This is a genomic window from Acidobacterium sp. S8 (assembly GCF_009765985.1).
Taxonomy (GTDB): domain Bacteria; phylum Acidobacteriota; class Terriglobia; order Terriglobales; family Acidobacteriaceae; genus Alloacidobacterium.
In genome coordinates this window covers 572,960-588,135 of sequence record NZ_LMUM01000037.1, presented here as the reverse complement: position 1 = coordinate 588,135, position 15,176 = coordinate 572,960, and the positions used below count along the sequence as shown (strand labels likewise).

General features: G+C 55.5%; 12 protein-coding genes, 1 tRNA gene and 1 pseudogene. 3 read left to right on the top strand and 11 right to left on the bottom strand.

Translation table 11 applies throughout. The annotated features are described in order from the left end of the window. Nucleotides 1–46: 46 nt before the first annotated feature. The 7 genes and pseudogenes from GSQ86_RS21240 to GSQ86_RS21210 form a co-directional block, all read right to left on the bottom strand. Nucleotides 47–988 carry an HD domain-containing protein gene (locus tag GSQ86_RS21240; protein ID WP_158752155.1) on the bottom strand — a complete coding sequence of 314 codons (942 nt, stop codon included), beginning with the start codon at nt 986–988 and terminating at the stop codon, nt 47–49. A gap of 143 nt (nt 989–1,131) precedes the next feature. Continuing rightward, complete coding sequence (gene fdhE / locus GSQ86_RS21235) at nt 1,132–1,926, bottom strand: formate dehydrogenase accessory protein FdhE (protein ID WP_158752154.1); 795 nt, start codon at nt 1,924–1,926, stop codon at nt 1,132–1,134. Next, on the bottom strand, nt 1,919–2,578 hold the full coding sequence (locus GSQ86_RS21230) for a formate dehydrogenase subunit gamma (RefSeq protein ID WP_158752153.1): 660 nt from the start codon (nt 2,576–2,578) through the stop codon (nt 1,919–1,921). The genes fdhE and GSQ86_RS21230 overlap by 8 nt, the downstream gene beginning before the upstream one ends. Further along, nucleotides 2,571–3,470, bottom strand: a complete 900-nt coding sequence (gene fdxH, locus GSQ86_RS21225; protein WP_158752152.1) for a formate dehydrogenase subunit beta — start codon at nt 3,468–3,470, stop codon at nt 2,571–2,573. Before fdxH ends, GSQ86_RS21230 begins: the two co-directional genes overlap by 8 nt. Next, nucleotides 3,467–5,986, bottom strand: a pseudogene (fdnG, locus tag GSQ86_RS21220) (formate dehydrogenase-N subunit alpha); the annotation flags it as partial. The pseudogene fdnG and the gene fdxH, both read right to left, overlap by 4 nt. Before the next feature lie 12 nt (nt 5,987–5,998). Continuing rightward, a complete protein-coding gene (locus tag GSQ86_RS21215; protein WP_158752151.1) occupies nt 5,999–6,574 on the bottom strand; it encodes a hypothetical protein in 576 nt (191 codons plus the stop codon). A 147-nt stretch (nt 6,575–6,721) separates the two neighbouring features. Continuing rightward, nucleotides 6,722–6,815 (bottom strand) — tRNA-Sec (locus GSQ86_RS21210). 62 nt (nt 6,816–6,877) lie between these two features. On the opposite strand from GSQ86_RS21210, the gene selD reads away from it, so the two are divergent. From selD to selB, 3 genes are read left to right on the top strand one after another with little or no spacing between them, the layout of a single operon-like run. Then, entirely contained in the window at nt 6,878–7,945 is a 1,068-nt protein-coding gene (gene selD / locus GSQ86_RS21205) for a selenide, water dikinase SelD (protein WP_371720728.1), read from the top strand. Continuing rightward, nucleotides 7,942–9,405 (top strand): L-seryl-tRNA(Sec) selenium transferase, encoded by a 1,464-nt coding sequence (gene selA / locus GSQ86_RS21200; protein ID WP_158752150.1) that lies wholly within the window; start codon nt 7,942–7,944, stop codon nt 9,403–9,405. The genes selD and selA overlap by 4 nt, the downstream gene beginning before the upstream one ends. Before the next feature lie 4 nt (nt 9,406–9,409). Beyond that, nucleotides 9,410–11,332: a selenocysteine-specific translation elongation factor gene (gene selB / locus GSQ86_RS21195; RefSeq protein ID WP_158752149.1), complete on the top strand. Its 1,923-nt coding sequence runs from the start codon at nt 9,410–9,412 to the stop codon at nt 11,330–11,332. Nucleotides 11,333–11,442: 110 nt separating this feature from the next. Here the strand turns inward: selB and GSQ86_RS21190 are convergent, their stop codons facing one another. The 4 genes from GSQ86_RS21190 to GSQ86_RS23200 all read right to left on the bottom strand — a co-directional run. After that, complete coding sequence (locus GSQ86_RS21190) at nt 11,443–12,012, bottom strand: YSC84-related protein (protein WP_254062534.1); 570 nt, start codon at nt 12,010–12,012, stop codon at nt 11,443–11,445. 272 nt (nt 12,013–12,284) lie between these two features. Further along, nucleotides 12,285–13,742: a DUF3011 domain-containing protein gene (locus GSQ86_RS21185; RefSeq protein ID WP_158752148.1), complete on the bottom strand. Its 1,458-nt coding sequence runs from the start codon at nt 13,740–13,742 to the stop codon at nt 12,285–12,287. 376 nt (nt 13,743–14,118) lie between these two features. Further along, entirely contained in the window at nt 14,119–14,682 is a 564-nt protein-coding gene (locus GSQ86_RS21180; RefSeq protein ID WP_158752147.1) for a hypothetical protein, read from the bottom strand. A 259-nt stretch (nt 14,683–14,941) separates the two neighbouring features. Continuing rightward, nucleotides 14,942–15,176: hypothetical protein (locus GSQ86_RS23200; protein ID WP_216841241.1), on the bottom strand; the 235-nt coding region annotated here is incomplete at its 5' end.

The window sequence follows — 15,176 nt, the reverse complement described above, 5'->3', positions numbered from 1 at the left end:
TTCGTTCTGTAAACTCAAGCTCCGTAAAGGTGAGAATTCCGAATAGCTACATTCGCCCTACCGGCTTTTGTATATCAATTCGCGAGATTGCTCCGATAACATTCCCTAGTTCCGTCACAAAGCACCAATCATGTCGTGTCAGAACTTCAATGACATCCGTGAAGGTGCTTGTTGTATAAAGCAATTGGCTAGCCGCAAACTCCCGTCCCCAGCTTTTACCAACACCCTTACTCAAGCTGGCAATCTCCACAAATCCCCATTGGGTTCCATCTCGCTGGAGTCCCGCGACTTCAATGCCAGCTACGGTCATTGCTTCGAGAATCTCGGTCGCCGTGCGGTTTGAATCAAAAGTGATCAAAGGTTGAGTAATATCTTGCGCGGTGAATGAGTCCTCCAGCACTCGCAAGGTCGCGATGGGAATTTCAAAACGCCGCGATTGTGGCATCTGTGGGCTTGACCTGGCAGGTTGAGTGCTGGAAGCGTACTTATTCAGATCGCGTTTCAGTCTCGTTAGAAGCCTAGTATTGCCTCCGTTAAGCACAAGCGCCAGCTCATTCGCTTCTGCCGCGTATGTGCGGAACATTGCCCAGTCGTTCTTGTAGAGGTCTCGACTAGTGTCGATGAGATCAGCTAGTTTTACCGTCTTTGCGGCATCAGAAACCTTGGCGAAATGCTGTTTGGAAAGTGCAAAGCTGGCGGCGCGATGACCACGCGCAGGGTCGCTGACAACGGTGACTTCGTAAACAAGCTTCGCGACCTGAACACCAAATTGCCGCTCCACGTCATCAATCGTGACCCCGGTGTCTTCCACAATATCGTGCAGCCACGCAGCGGCAATCATTTGTTCATCCCCACTGGCGGATGAAACGATTTGGGCTACGGACTTTAGATGGGCCTCGTGGCTTTGCAGTGCTGGATTGCGCTCTACGGCGATCCGCTGGTGACCGCTATTGGCGAACATCTTGGCGGCTTTGATCAGCTCGCTCATTGCGCAGAGCCATTCTAGCGGAGCGCACTGATGTGCCGCTCGACTGGGCTTCTAAATTGACTCAATAACATCGATGAATCGAGCGTGGGATGAAGCTATAAGACTTATGCAAAAGGGGAGAATAAAAATCTTTACGCCGGCACTTACAAATTGAAGAAATGTCTCCCAATGGCCTGATAACCTTGCTCGAAGGCCCAGATATTGACCGCGCTCGAAGCGACGTCATCAGGTACGGGCAGCGCTTCGGCGTCCTCTGTCATATCGATGGATTTCAGATAGCCGCCGCATGAATCACATGCCTCGACTCGGATATGCGCCCAGGCATCGAAGCTGAAAACCGGGAGCCTGGACGCTCCCTGCTCTCCGCAGCGCAGACATCCAAGACGCGAAACCGCCCATTCGCTTGAGCAAAGAGAGCACAGAGCCGACCGCCGAGTGCCCAGGCCCTCTTCTCGCGCGATCGAACAGAGGATAGGAAAGCCGCAATGCGGGCAGCGATCCGGTGTTGTTTCCATCTCCCTGTGGGGCACGACGGAAATCTCAGTGGCAAAGACTTCCAAGGCAAGCCGCGCCGCAAAATCCCGGGGGTACTGGAACTCCTCTACCTGATTCCACAGATCTTCAAGCAGATTCAGCGATTCCTCCGGCGGCTCCATCTTCCCCTTCGCGCTCACCTCGCGCGCGGCGAGCGCGAGGAGTGGACGAAGTGCTTCTCCATTGAAATAGCTGAGAAGAGCGCAATCGCTATCCGTGTGGGGAACATCCAGTGTCTCGATCAGGATGGAACTGAGTCTCGCCTGGAGCGAAACCAGCTCAATGTACCTGGCCAGCAGCGGGTTCACCGTCTCAGCATTCAGTTTCTCCGCGCGCTCACGGTAGTCGGCCCAGATTCGTTGTCCCCGCGCAGAACGCCATACAGGATTGAGACAGCTAGCCATCGGTATGTTCCTTTGTGACCCGGACGAGCCAGAGACGGTGATGATGGTACGCCCAGGCTCGCGTAACTTCCCCCGTGACGATCTGGCCGAACCCGCCCTTCACAAGAAAGATTCCCATGTAGAGGTGGATCATCAGCCCGCCGATGCTGACAAAGGCGCAAGCAGCATGAAGGATGATCGCGAGGAACTTGATCCATTGCAGATTCCAGGGTACGTACTCGGGCCACCACAGGACCATGCCCGAAATCACCAAGCCTACACCCGATGTCATCATCATCCAGAAGAAGATCTTCTGGCCAGCGTTCCAGCGGTCAATCGGCGGCAGGTCGTCGTCATGGTTGGTGATGTACGCTTCCATGTTTAGCATCCAGCCTTTGTCAGCCTGGTTAAAACGCAGGTCGCGCCGCCACATCCACCACATATAGACGAGGAATACAAAATAGAACACTCCCAAAACCGGGTGAAAAAGGCGCATCGAGGCCGGGCCGCCCAGGACCGTCGACATCCAGAAGAGAAAAGGAGTATGCAGGGCCAATCCGCTCAAGACCAGGTAGACGCAACTGACCGCAACAATGAGATGAACGGCACGTTCGTGAAACGTATAGCGACGAACATGCTCCGGATCTAATTTGCGCCACCGGATTTTAATCATCGGGCTTCTCCGTGCCATGACTCTCTTCGTCGCCGGGATCAGTCTTCGGGCCGAAGAGGAAGAAGTGAGCAATCATCCCGACCAAGCCGCCTACCATCGCCAGGTTGCCCAGCCACTTCAGCGGGCTTTTCCACAGGCCGATGGTGGCCGGGACTCGAGGATCTTTCGGCAAACCACCGTACTGCTCTGGACGGGTCACGTCGTGCAGGACATAGATCACGCCGGTACCCCCAACACCCGGAGGATCATAAACCCCGGCGTTCTCGTATCCGAAGTGGTCTCGCAACTGCTCCGCTCTCTTGTGGGCGACGTGAAGCATCTCTTCTTTTGCTCCGAACTGCAGACACCCGGTGGGACAGGACTTAATACAAGCCGGCTCAAGGCCATTCTCCACGCGGTCGGAACAAAGAGAACACTTGAAGACTTTCTTCGTCGCCGGATTGAACTTCGGCACGTTGAACGGGCAACCGATTGTGCAGTACTGGCACCCGATGCATTTGTCGTGATCGAAATCAACGATCCCGTTTTCGTACTGGACGATGGCACCCTCTGCCGGACAGGCCGCCAGGCATCCTGGATCGGCGCAATGCATACAGCCTTGCTTTCGCAGGAGCCATTGCAGTGTTCCGTCTTCGTGCTCGACCTCGTTCATCTTGATTAACGTCCATAGATTCCAAGATGTATCCGGCATGGTCTGGTGGTTGTTTTGAAAGACCGTATCGGCAAAGGGGAGATCGTTCCACTCCTGGCATGCAATCTCGCATGCTCTGCAGCCGATGCAAGTGGTCACATCGATGAGCTTGGCGACTTTTTCCTCGCGGACGGTTCCTGTGCCCGGCACGGGTCCAGCGTGCGCGGAGATCCTCTGGATGCGACGTGATTCTGCGCTCATAGTTTGTCAACCTTTTCGACCTTTACGAGAAATGTCTTGTACTCAGGGGTTCGCGTATTGGCGTCGTAGCTGGTTGGCGTGATCAGATTGACGAGAGTGCGCGAAGTTCGTCCGGCGTCTTCAGCAATTCCGCGGAATCCCCAACTAAAAGGAATGCCGACCTGATACACATGTTTTCCGTTCACCTGGAGCGCCGGGAGCCTCTTGGTGACCATTGCCTTGCAAATGTGCGCGCCGCGTGCACTGGAGATGCGGATGAAATCGCCGCCGTCGATCCCAAGCTCCCGTGCCATCTGCTCATTGATCTCGGCGAACGGTTCCGGCACCAACTGAACGTTGGCAGGGTTATTCTTGGTCCAGAAGTGATAGGTTTCGGTGAGACGCATGGTGAAGGCGACCGCCGTATAGCCCTCGGCGGCTGTGCCGAATTTGTCGAAGGATGTCTCTACTTTCTTGCCAAGGGGATTGGTCGGTACAGCCGGGTGAAGAGCATTTTCCACCAGGCTCTCGATGGGTTCATAATGCTCTGGGAATGGTCCATCTACCAGTGACGGCAGCGGCGCGAAGAGACGGCCGACTCCCTCGTTAGCCATGATAAAGGGTCCCATGTGCTCTTTAGGCGCGGAGGTCACCATGAAGTCGGGGACATCATGACCCTTCCATCGACCCGCCGATTCATCCCACCACACCGGGGCTCGTCCTGGATCCCAAGGCTTCCCCTGCGGATCGCAAGAAGCACGGTTATACAAATTACGACGGTTCATCGGCCAGCTCCAGGCCCAGTTCGGATGAATTCCCATGCCTGACGGATCTTCCGTGCCGCGCCGCTTCGTCAGGGCACCCCCTTCCGGCCACGAGCCACAGTAGATCCAGCATCCGCATGCAGTAGAGCCATCGTCGCGGAGCCAGGCGAAACCCGGCAATTGTGATCCTGCCGGGAGCGTGCTGCCTCCTTCGGTCACGGGTGCAAGCGCCCGTCCGTTCAATTCTTTAGCTAGTTCTTCGGCGCTCGGCCGCTCCGGGTCCTCGTAATCCCACGAAAGATTCAGAATCGGGTCCGGGAAAGCGCCGTCTTCGGTCTTGTACAACCGGCGCACCTGCCAGAATATCTGCGCCAGAATCTCTAAATCGATTCGCGCATCGCCGAGCGGTGGGGTCGCAGCGTCTCTCCACTGCAGCAGACGGGATGAATTGACCATCGTCCCCGACTTTTCGGAGAAACCGGCTCCCGGCAGGCGATATACAGTGGTGTCGATCTTCGCCTGTTGCTCCGCCGTGATGCCTGGGGCACGCCAGAACTCACTGGTTTCATCCGGAAAAATCTCGCAGACCACAAGCCAGTCGAGCCGACTCAAGGCGGCGAGGGTACGATCCACCGATGGTGCCAGCGCGAGTGCGTTCATGCCAAAGCAGAATGCGCCCTTTACCTTGCCTTTCACCGTCTCTTCCGAAATCGCCCACCAGCCGCGCCCATCCGGGCGCTTGGGCATGTAATCGTAAGCCCATTCGTTCGCCGCCGTCGCGGCAGGACCATAGAGAGCCTTCTGGAGGGAAACGGCAAATCGAGGAGTGTTGGCCCAATAGTTCATTGACTGCCATTCGCTCGGCTTGGAAGGGGTAGGAGTCGTGCGTTTCATCCAGGTGGCGAAGTTGTCGTCGCCAGCGGTCGGCGGCTTCAGATAACCTGGCAAGCTGTCCCAGGAGATGGCGAGGTCCGTTGCTCCCTGTACATTAGCGTGTCCCCGCAACGCATTTACGCCTCCGCCCGGACGTCCAATGTTGCCGAGGAGGAGCTGAAGAATAGCTCCGGAGCGAATGATCTGCGTGCCGATGGAGTGGTGCGTCCAGCCCAGCGAATAGATGAGAGTGCCGGTTCTGGTCATGTCGCCGTTGCGGCGTATCCCTGCAAACTCTTCCGCAACCCGCGCAAACTTAGCCTGAGGAACGCCGGTGATTCGTTCGACCATCTCCAGCGTATAACGTGAATACTGCTGGCGCAGAAGTTGAAATACGCAATGTGTGTTCTGCAGGGTAGGGTCGGCCGCGACATTTTCCGGCAGGTGGCCCGGCGTCCCGGCTCCTGACTTCGGCTGGTAGTTCCAGGTGGTCTGATCGTAGTTCGACTTCGCCGCATCGAATCCGGAAAAGAGACCCTCGTCCGCACAATGAAAGTCCTCGTTCACGAGGAAAGACGCGTTCGTGTAGTTGAGCACATATTCGCGTGCATAGAGATTGTTCTCGATGGCGTAGCGAATCAATCCGCCGACAAAGGCAAGATCACTGCCCGCCCGGATCGGCACGTGGAAGTCTGCCGTCGCCGCCGTTCGTGTAAATCGCGGATCAACGACGATCATCCGCGCATTGCGCAGCCGCCTTGCTTCAATGGCCCACTTAAAGCCGCAGGGATGGTTCTCCGCCGGATTCGCGCCGATGATCAGCATGACATCGGTATTAGCGATGTCGTTCCAGCTGTTAGTCATGGCCCCTCGGCCAAACGTGGTTCCCAGACCGGGAACCGAAGGGCCGTGTCAAGTACGCGCCACGTTTTCGTGGCGCACAACCCCCAAAGCTGCCATTGTTTTCACAACGGTCCAGCAGAATTCATTCGTATCAGTGGCGCCGCCAAGAAACGCGATGTTCTCGCATCGGTTGACAACCCGCCCCTGCTCATCCTGGTGCATAAACCCAGAGTCGCGTGTAGTTTTCACCTTGCGCGTGATCTCATCGAGCGCCTGGTTCCACGAGATGTCTTCCCAGTCGGACTTGCCCGGCCGTCTCACCTGAGGCTTGGTCAGCCTCCGCTCGTTCACGCAATCCTGTTGGAGCGAAGCGCCCTTAGGGCAGAGAGTGCCACGGTTAATGGGGTTATCTGGATCGCCCTCAACATGCACAACCTGAGGGATCACATTCTTTGCCCCATCGGTCATTGTGTGGATAATGACACCGCAGCATACGGAACAGTACGGGCAGTTCGAGCGGGTCTGGGTTGTCTTTGAAGTTTTTAGGGTGCGCGCTTGCGCTATCAGAGGCTGGACGTCCACTCCGAGCCCGACCGCACCTGCTGCAGCCATCGAGCAAATGAAATCTCTGCGAGAAACTTGCATTCAGCCTCCACAGCAGAATCCCGGGACAGAGAATCATTCCGAGAGGAATAATCGGCTCCAAAGCTACCACAAAATTAAGAGAATGATGCCTGTCAAAAGCGACAGTATTCTGAACTTCTCAATAGTCTTAGTCTGGTTTGGTTGGAGTGGCGGAAGCGCGTGTGAGTCGAACACACCGTCGCCCGTAAGGACGACCACCGGTTTTGAAGACCGGGGGGATCACCGGAGCCCAGGCACTTCCATCGCAATCTATACTACGTGGCCGGGACCTCGATCAACCGGGATTCAAATCAGGACACTTTGTTGGAAACCTCTTATCCCATCCGTCTGACACAGCAGGTAAAAGCCGGCGGATGCGCCAGCAAACTCGCCCCCGGATCCCTCCGGGCGGTTCTCGAAAGGCTTCCGGCGCAACACGATCAAAACCTGCTCGTTGGATTTGACACATCCGACGACGCCGGCATCTATCTGATCGCGCCGGACGCAGCTCTTGTGCAAACCGTCGACTTCTTCACACCTCTGGTTGACGATCCGTTTACCTTTGGTCAAATTGCGGCTGCCAACGCACTCAGCGATGTATATGCAATGGGTGGGCGGCCATTGACCTCGCTCGCAGTAGTTTGTTTCCCGCAGGATGGAGACATGGAAATCCTCGAACAGATTATGCGTGGCGGTCTGAATAAGATGTCCGAGGCCGAGTGCGCCGTAGCCGGTGGACATACCGTGCGTGATGCGGAAATCAAATTCGGCTATGCCGTAACGGGAATGATCGATCCGGCGCGAGTCTTCACAAATGCAGGAGCTATTCTGGGAGACGATCTCATTCTGACCAAAGCGATCGGGACGGGAGTCATTACAACCGCTCTGAAACAGGGGAGGGCAGAGCCGCTTTGGGTAGAAAATGCAATACGATCCATGACGGCGCTCAACAGGACTGCGGCGGAAGTCATAACGCAGGTCCGTGGCGTTCACGGCATGACGGACATCACAGGCTTTGGGCTGATGGGGCACGGCCGCGAGATGGCTATGGCGAGCGGCGTCACTTTGGAGATTGAAGTGGAGACTGTACCCAGGATGGATGGCGCCCTTGAAGCAATCCGTTTAGGTGCAATTCCGGCGGGTTTATTGGCGAATCGGGACTTTACTGAGTGCGTCATCGCTGAAGCGCCAGGGAGCCATATCCCGGACGAGCTGCGGACACTAATGTTTGATCCGCAGACCTCGGGCCCACTACTTATTTCTGTCGCGGCGGAGAGCGCCGAACTGCTCCGCAAGGCGCTTCGCGACGCCGGAATCGCCGCGGAGAGAATCGGCCGCGTTGCGGGGGTTTACAGGCCGGAAAGCGGCAATCCGGCGATCGTATTGCGATGAAGAACGATGAATACAGCAACGAATTCTACCGGCTCCTGCCCTCTGTTAACGACCTTCTATTAACTCCAGGAGTGAAGGCACTCCTTTGTTTTCACTCACATGACACTGTCGCATCTTCGATACGGGATGCCTTGAGTCGCATTCGAGAAGAAATCTCGGATGGACAACACACTCGTACAAGCATCAAGGAGCGCCTAGCGTCTCTGGAAGACGGTATCGTGGATGGGCTCGTGCGCAAGGGGAGATATTCGTTGCGGCCCGTCATCAACGCAACTGGCGTCATACTTCACACGAACCTTGGAAGAGCATCACTTAGTCAAACTGCACTCGATCATATAGTTGAAGTCGCGAAAGGCTATTGCAATCTCGAATTCGACTTGACCTCTGGCGAGCGAAGCAGCAGAGACGTACACGTCGAGTCCTTGATACTTCGCGTCCTGGCGAAGAAGACAGGCGCAAACGAGCCTTCGAATACCCATCGAGCCCTGGTCGTCAACAACTGTGCTGCCGCCACGTTCATTGCCCTGAACACTCTGGCCGAAGGCAAAGAAGTCTTGATATCAAGAGGCGAGCTTATCGAGATAGGCGGGGGCTTCCGCATTCCCGAGATTCTCCGAAAATCAGGCGCCACCCTTCGCGAGGTCGGAACGACAAACCGTACCAGTTTGAGTGATTACGAGCGGGCCATTTCACCAGATACCGGATTAATTCTGCGCGTGCATCAATCGAATTTCAGCATGCACGGATTCGTCACAAGGCCACAGATTTCGGAATTAGCCGCGCTGGGAAAGCGATCGAATGTGTCGGTCTTCGAAGATCAGGGCACAGGCCTTATCTTTTCTCTTGAGGCGCATGGCATTCTGTGCGAACAAAGCCTTCTCGAAGGTTATCGGCAAGGCTCGGACCTGCTAGCCGCCAGCGGGGACAAGCTCCTGGGCGGCCCCCAGTGCGGTTTATTGATTGGGAGGAAGGATCTTATCGAGCGCATCCGGCAAAATCCTCTACTGCGGACTTACCGTGTGGACAAGCTGACTTATGCGGCTCTTGAAGCTACGTTGCTCGACCACGTTTCCGGCGCTGCGGACTCGATTCCGACACTACGCATGATCGGCCTCGATGCAGACGAGATCAAGATTCGTTGTCACTGGATAGCCAGCAAGATTCCCGCAGAAAATCTATTTGTGGATGTTGTTCCGACGGTGAGCGTTATCGGAGGAGGAACGACTCCCGATGCCAGGTTATCGAGCTACGCGTTGTCGCTGCGTCACGCAACATTGACCGCAGATGAGCTGCTCTCCACTCTCCGCCAGTCGACTCCGCCAGTGATTGGAAGAATCAGCGAAGGCAACGTGCTGCTGGATCTGCGTACCGTGGACGCAGACTTAGATACGTCACTGGCGACTCTTCTCAGGGGCCATCACGTTGCAATGCGGACGTCGGTTCAAATGTCGGACAGATAGGCGCATGCTTTCACACGAGACAACCCGACCGCAGTCCATCGTGATCGGCACAGCGGGCCATATCGATCACGGAAAAACCACACTGGTCCGCACGCTCACCGGGGTCGATACCGACCGCCTGCCGGACGAGAAGCGCCGCGGCATCACGATTGACCTCGGCTTCGCTTCTCTTGAAACAAAAACTCACAGCGGCCTGCCGCTGCGGTTGAGCTTTGTCGACGTTCCGGGTCACCATCACTTCATCCGAAACATGCTCGCCGGCGCAGGTGGGATTGACGCTGTGATGCTGGTTATCTCAGCTGAAGAAGGAGTGAAACCGCAAACGGAAGAGCATCTGGCGATCTGTGAAATGCTGGGGGTTCGTGCGGGCCTTACTGTTGTCACAAAAATCGATCGGATCAGCGCTGACCATCTCCAAAGGGTTTGCGATTCAATCCGGGGATTCCTGAGCAGTACGTTTCTAAATACCGATGGAGCACCTGTCGTCCCTGTATCCGCACATTCAGGACGAGGTTTGGATCAGCTGAGATCCGAACTTGCATCGCTCGCAACCTCCGTTCCGGCTAGAAACTCCGACGCGCTGCCCAGGCTGCCCATAGATCGGGCATTCGTCATGAAGGGCTTCGGCACAGTGGTGACCGGCACTCTGCTCGCGGGATCGTTCGAGTGCGGACAAACACTCACGATCGAGCCGGGGAGCCGCGCGGTAAGAGTGCGTGGCATTCAGGTCCACGGCCATACGGACCGAGTGGCATACGGCGGCTCGCGAGTCGCTCTGAACCTTGTCGGCATAGAGGCCTCAGAGATACACCGCGGACAGACTGTCTTGGATACAGGCACGCTAGCCGCGACCGACTTAATCGATGTCGAAGTCACCATGCTACGCAGCACGCCAAAGCTCAAACATGGCTGCCGTGTTCATTTTTATGCTTTCTCTTCAGAGGCTCTCTCGACAGTGTCGCTGTACCAACATGAGCCTGTCCCGCCAGGCAGCGCCCGCCTGCTGCGCCTCAGGCTTGAGAAGTCCATCGTCCTCGCGCCAGGCGACCGGTTTGTGCTCCGTCAGCCATCGCCTGCGATGACAATCGGCGGTGGACGCATATTGGATGCGCAGCCAATTCCAGGTCTGCGGAAGTCCGAATGCATGAAGTGGCTGGAGCAGTTAAGGAGTGCTCCTATCGCGGGACAGCTTTTCCTGCGAATCAGCAGGCGAGGCCTGCGCGGGCTACATCTGTCTGGGTTGTCTGCAGAATGTGGCTTAACCGCCGAGGCCATTGCCACGCTGACAAATCCACTTATCGTCGCTGGAAAGCTAGTGCAAACCCAGGACGATCTTCTTTTAACGATAGAAGGCCTTGAGAGCGCCGAATGTTGCGTCATGAGCGGGCTTGCCCACCGAATGAAAGGTACCGCGAGCTCTTCGGTCAGGCGCTCGGAACTGAGAAGTCACACCAGACTCAACCCCGCGCTCTTTGACTTCGTGCTGGAACGACTGGAACGCGAGCGCAAACTGCGGGTTCAGCAGGACTGGGTCTTGCCCTTTGATTCCGATGGCCGACCTTCGGAAAAAGATCGCAACCTACTGTCGTCGATTGCCGAATCCTTCGAAGCCGCCGGACTCTCTACTCCATCCGCCGCAGAAGTCGCAAATAGACTCGCCATCGATTCCTCTGAGTTGCGGCGACTCATGATTCTGCTCTTGCGCGACAAAACGCTGGTAAAGATGGGAACGGAAGAGCTCTATTTCCATCAAATTGCTCTTACAAAGCTGCGATCACAAGTCGCCGAGTTTCGAGGTCAGACCATCGATGTGGCGCGGTTTAAACAGTTGACGGGTCTGTCGCGCAAATACGCCATCCCGCTCCTTGAGTATCTTGACCGGGAGCGGGTCACTCGTAAGGTTGGCGAGTGTCGGCTGGTGCTGTAATGTGCAGATCATCCACCGCAAAAAGATATGGGACATGTAGCGAATCAATCCTCAGCTACCACCATGCGCATGTGGGGCTAATTCTTGTGACTTCACGTCCCAACCAGGAGCTATGATTTTTTGTTGAGGTCGTCGTCCTTATAGTATTTGGTGCCTTGCAGGGTTATCTGGAGAGCGAGACCGTTCTTGGTAATTTGATAGATCCAGACACCCGGGGCAAACTCTTCCGCCCCCGAGTAAGCTCCGCCCTTGTCGCCTGCCTTGGCCGCAGCATCCGCTTGTCCTGAACCCGACCAGCCGGAATCGAGGAATTGAGACAACGCCTTATCGTTTTCGAACACGAAGATTAGCCGATAATCCTTGACTCCCACACCCAGACCTGCGCCGGCCGAAACCATCTTCATGAAGGTTTCCTGCTTGGAACCGGTGGCAACGGCGATGCCTGAGCCACGCGCCGTGCTTACTAGCAAGAGGTTCGTTCCCATGTTATCGAAAACGGCGTATCCGGCAGACTTTTGGATAGCCCCCTGAGCTGAGGGCTGCAGTTTGTATAGGTCCTGCAGAGTTTTATCAGCCATCTTGCGAGTCTTGGTTCGTTTTTCGTCCGGTGAAGCGGCGCCAGCGAAACTTGTAGCCAGCAGAATCACTGCGAGGCTTGAAGCGATCATTCTGAGTTTCATCGGTGTTCTCCTTATCTTCGAGGAGCTGATTGCAGGTACATCACGGCGTCAGGGCTGGCCTGTAACCCTTCCTCACCGCTACAGTGGAACAGGACATAAGATGTTTTGCGACTGTCAGAACTGCTAGTTGTTGCACACGACGTGTGCAGCGCTTCCGGCCGCGTCGTAAGCGAGTTTTACTGCAGATCGAGGACACCTCAAATAGAAACGGGTACATTGCAAAGAAACGCACGTGAACCGATCGCTTCTGAAGTGGAAGCCGCCAACGGGGTTTATTGCAGATGCAGCGTCTTCCAACTGAAGTCGTAGCGGAAGCCGAGAGCTGCTGCGTTGTAACCTCCCATTCCCTGAGCGTCCGTGGTATCTCCCAGCCGCGATTCAAAAAATGCGTAGCCTGATGGCGAGATGTGCCATTCGGCACCGAGAATTGCATATCTGGTCTTGAAATCCGGGTTGATGAGAGCACTAAGGTCGAAGGGTATGTAGTCCTCAAAGCCGCCTACAACTGCAAACTTTCCGAACTTAACCCTGGAATAGATCTCGACTCCGTTCGCGGAAAATCCGACCGCTATTGTCTCCGGTCCGCCTGTGGGATCAGGAATGAATGCCAGATCGCCATTGTTTTGGCGCACGTAATCGGCACCCCATTCAAGGTTGCGCCAGGTGCCTTTACCTCCAAAGGCCCAGTAATCCGTGCCGTCGCCATGGAGTACCGTATCTCTAAGCGTGGAATTGAAGTAGGTCTTGTTGTAGGCCCCACCGATCTTCAGTCCCGGAATCGGTGTTGCCTGCAAAGAAAAGCCGAAGCCGTTAAAGGCCTGCGAGGTGTCTCCAGTTCGCAATTGTCCCTGTGCTCCGAAGTCCAGGACATTGGCGAATTTGAGATGATAGAGAATCGTTTGGTCGGCGCGGCCGGTACCTGACTGACCGCCGTCTGTGCCCGCAACGTAGGTGGCGGTGGATACCCCGCCGAAAACGTTGAAGCGATCCGTTGTATAGCTTGTTATGTCGTAGTGGGTTGAGTTCTGCTTGCCAAAGGTGAGACTTCCAAATTTGTCAGAAGCAACACCAAAAAAACCGAGGCGAGCGCCGAAGACGGGCTGCGTCGTTTGCTGCAGCACGCCGAAACCAGACTCTGTGGTCGCACCGGCGTTGAACGTGGTTTCGCTCTGAACGAGGTTAATTCCCCATTCTGTAGTGCCAATTACTCTAATGGGTCCAAACGTTGTGAAATTAATGCCGACGCGGGTGGCGTTGTCCTGTACTTCCGCTTCTCCGTTAGCTGGAATGGATATGATGTTGCGAAGACTCCCATAAGGCTGGAAAGCGCCGGTGTATTTCTGTGTGGGATTCGTCCCCGTTGTAGTAGTTTCAATCGCCGCTTGTTCTTGCTCGGACTCAACCAGCGCTGCTGCGGTTGCGGTTGCCGATGGCGCATCTGCGCGGTGAGTACTTCCCGTGCCGAAGTCACCGCCGCAACCTTCCGACACCCAGACCCCCTGGTCGTCGTAGCCCCAGTTTCTGCCGAGGAGGCAGGGCGCCTCGCCTGTTGGTCGCAGCATCACGATGCCCGCACGAGTATCGGCCGAGCACTGTTGTCGTGCTTTGCCTTGAGAGACACAGCTAACGACGGACGATACCGATGCCTCCAGAGAGTTCTGTTGAGCATTCAGCACTGCAGCGCAGCCCAGAGCCGTGGCTGTAAATACAAAATAGCTTTTTAGGTTCATGCTCCTCCTTTCACGGGCCCGTACCGTCGTCATCTGACGGCAGCTTTCCAGAGAGGAAGCCGATCGCCTCACATGCGTGAGCTATGTGCAGGGAGATGTGTTGGCCCACATCACGTAAGTCCTAAAGGCCTGCCTTTAAGAAACCACCGTTCGGAGCCCGTCGTACGGCATGGTATTCGGAAGCTAGCTGATTGTCGCCTCGTAGAACTAACAGTGTCACCGGCGCAGAAAGGAATCAGGCAGCTCGACGAATGGACGCTCTCACGATTAAGGGACGGGGTGTACTATGCCCGGTATTGTCCAGAGGTTGCGGCATACGGATGATTGACAGTTCTTCACCCTTCTCCCAAGAGAACTGCTGCGGCCGCATCTTGCCTCACGATGATTTGTTCAAGTTATCGTCTGGTGAATACTTAGTGCTCTTGGCAGCGATATTCAAGACCACCCCCCTGCCATTGAGCTGATACATCCAGATGCCGTTGGAAACTGCCGCCGCGCCGTGCATGGGTCCGCCCTTCTCAGCAGAGGTTTTGGCGGCTTCTGATACCTGCCCTCCGGACTCCCAGCCAGAATTCACGGAGTCGTTGAACACTGTCTCGTTGTCGAATACAAAGACGTACCGAAACTTCTTGACTCCCGCGCCATGACCCTCGTGGATCTCAAACATTCTCATAAATGTTTTACCTTTCGTCTTGTTGTTGACGGCCATGCCTACGCCATTTCCGGGCGTATTGCTAAAAACCGCATACCCATAAGATTTTTCGACGGCTGTCTTCGCTGAAGGCTCGGCCTTGTAAAGGCGTTGGAGCGTATCTCGAGACATCTTTTGGATGTTCACCCGCTTATCTTCTTTGTTGTTAACGAAGGTGTCCACCGGAAGCACACAAAACAGAGATGTGACTACGAACCGAGACCCGGTGAGGAAGCGATTGACTGTCATGGGTTACTCCTTGGATTCCATGAGGTCGTTGTCACAGGTTGCCGCTCTGCCAACTCGGGAATGGAGAACATCGATCACGGAGCGATGGCCGTAGAGTCAACAGAGTTACGCACAGAGCTCAGATTCGGAACTGTCAAAACGGACAGACTAGACGTCGGCCCAATACGCAAGTCATCCGAGTCACATTCAGAATCGCGAGGACTACTTCCTGCGCTAATTCTGTGTCTGACAGTTTTGACAGTAGCGAGTCAATGAGCGCTCAGCCATACAATGTGCGGTTGAAGTTCCTCACCCGTATAGCTTCGCGCTGGAGAAGAACCAGCCCGCTCGGTCCAGGCAAGCTTGGGGAATGCAATATCCCAGAAAGGTAAGTCGACATGTCTGCCACTTTGATCATTAACGCTTTTCGTGTAACAACCTTCTTCTGTGTTGCAACTTTGTCTTTGTGTTCGGTTGGCTGCGGAAAGAAAGCGCAGCCCAATACAGAGACACCG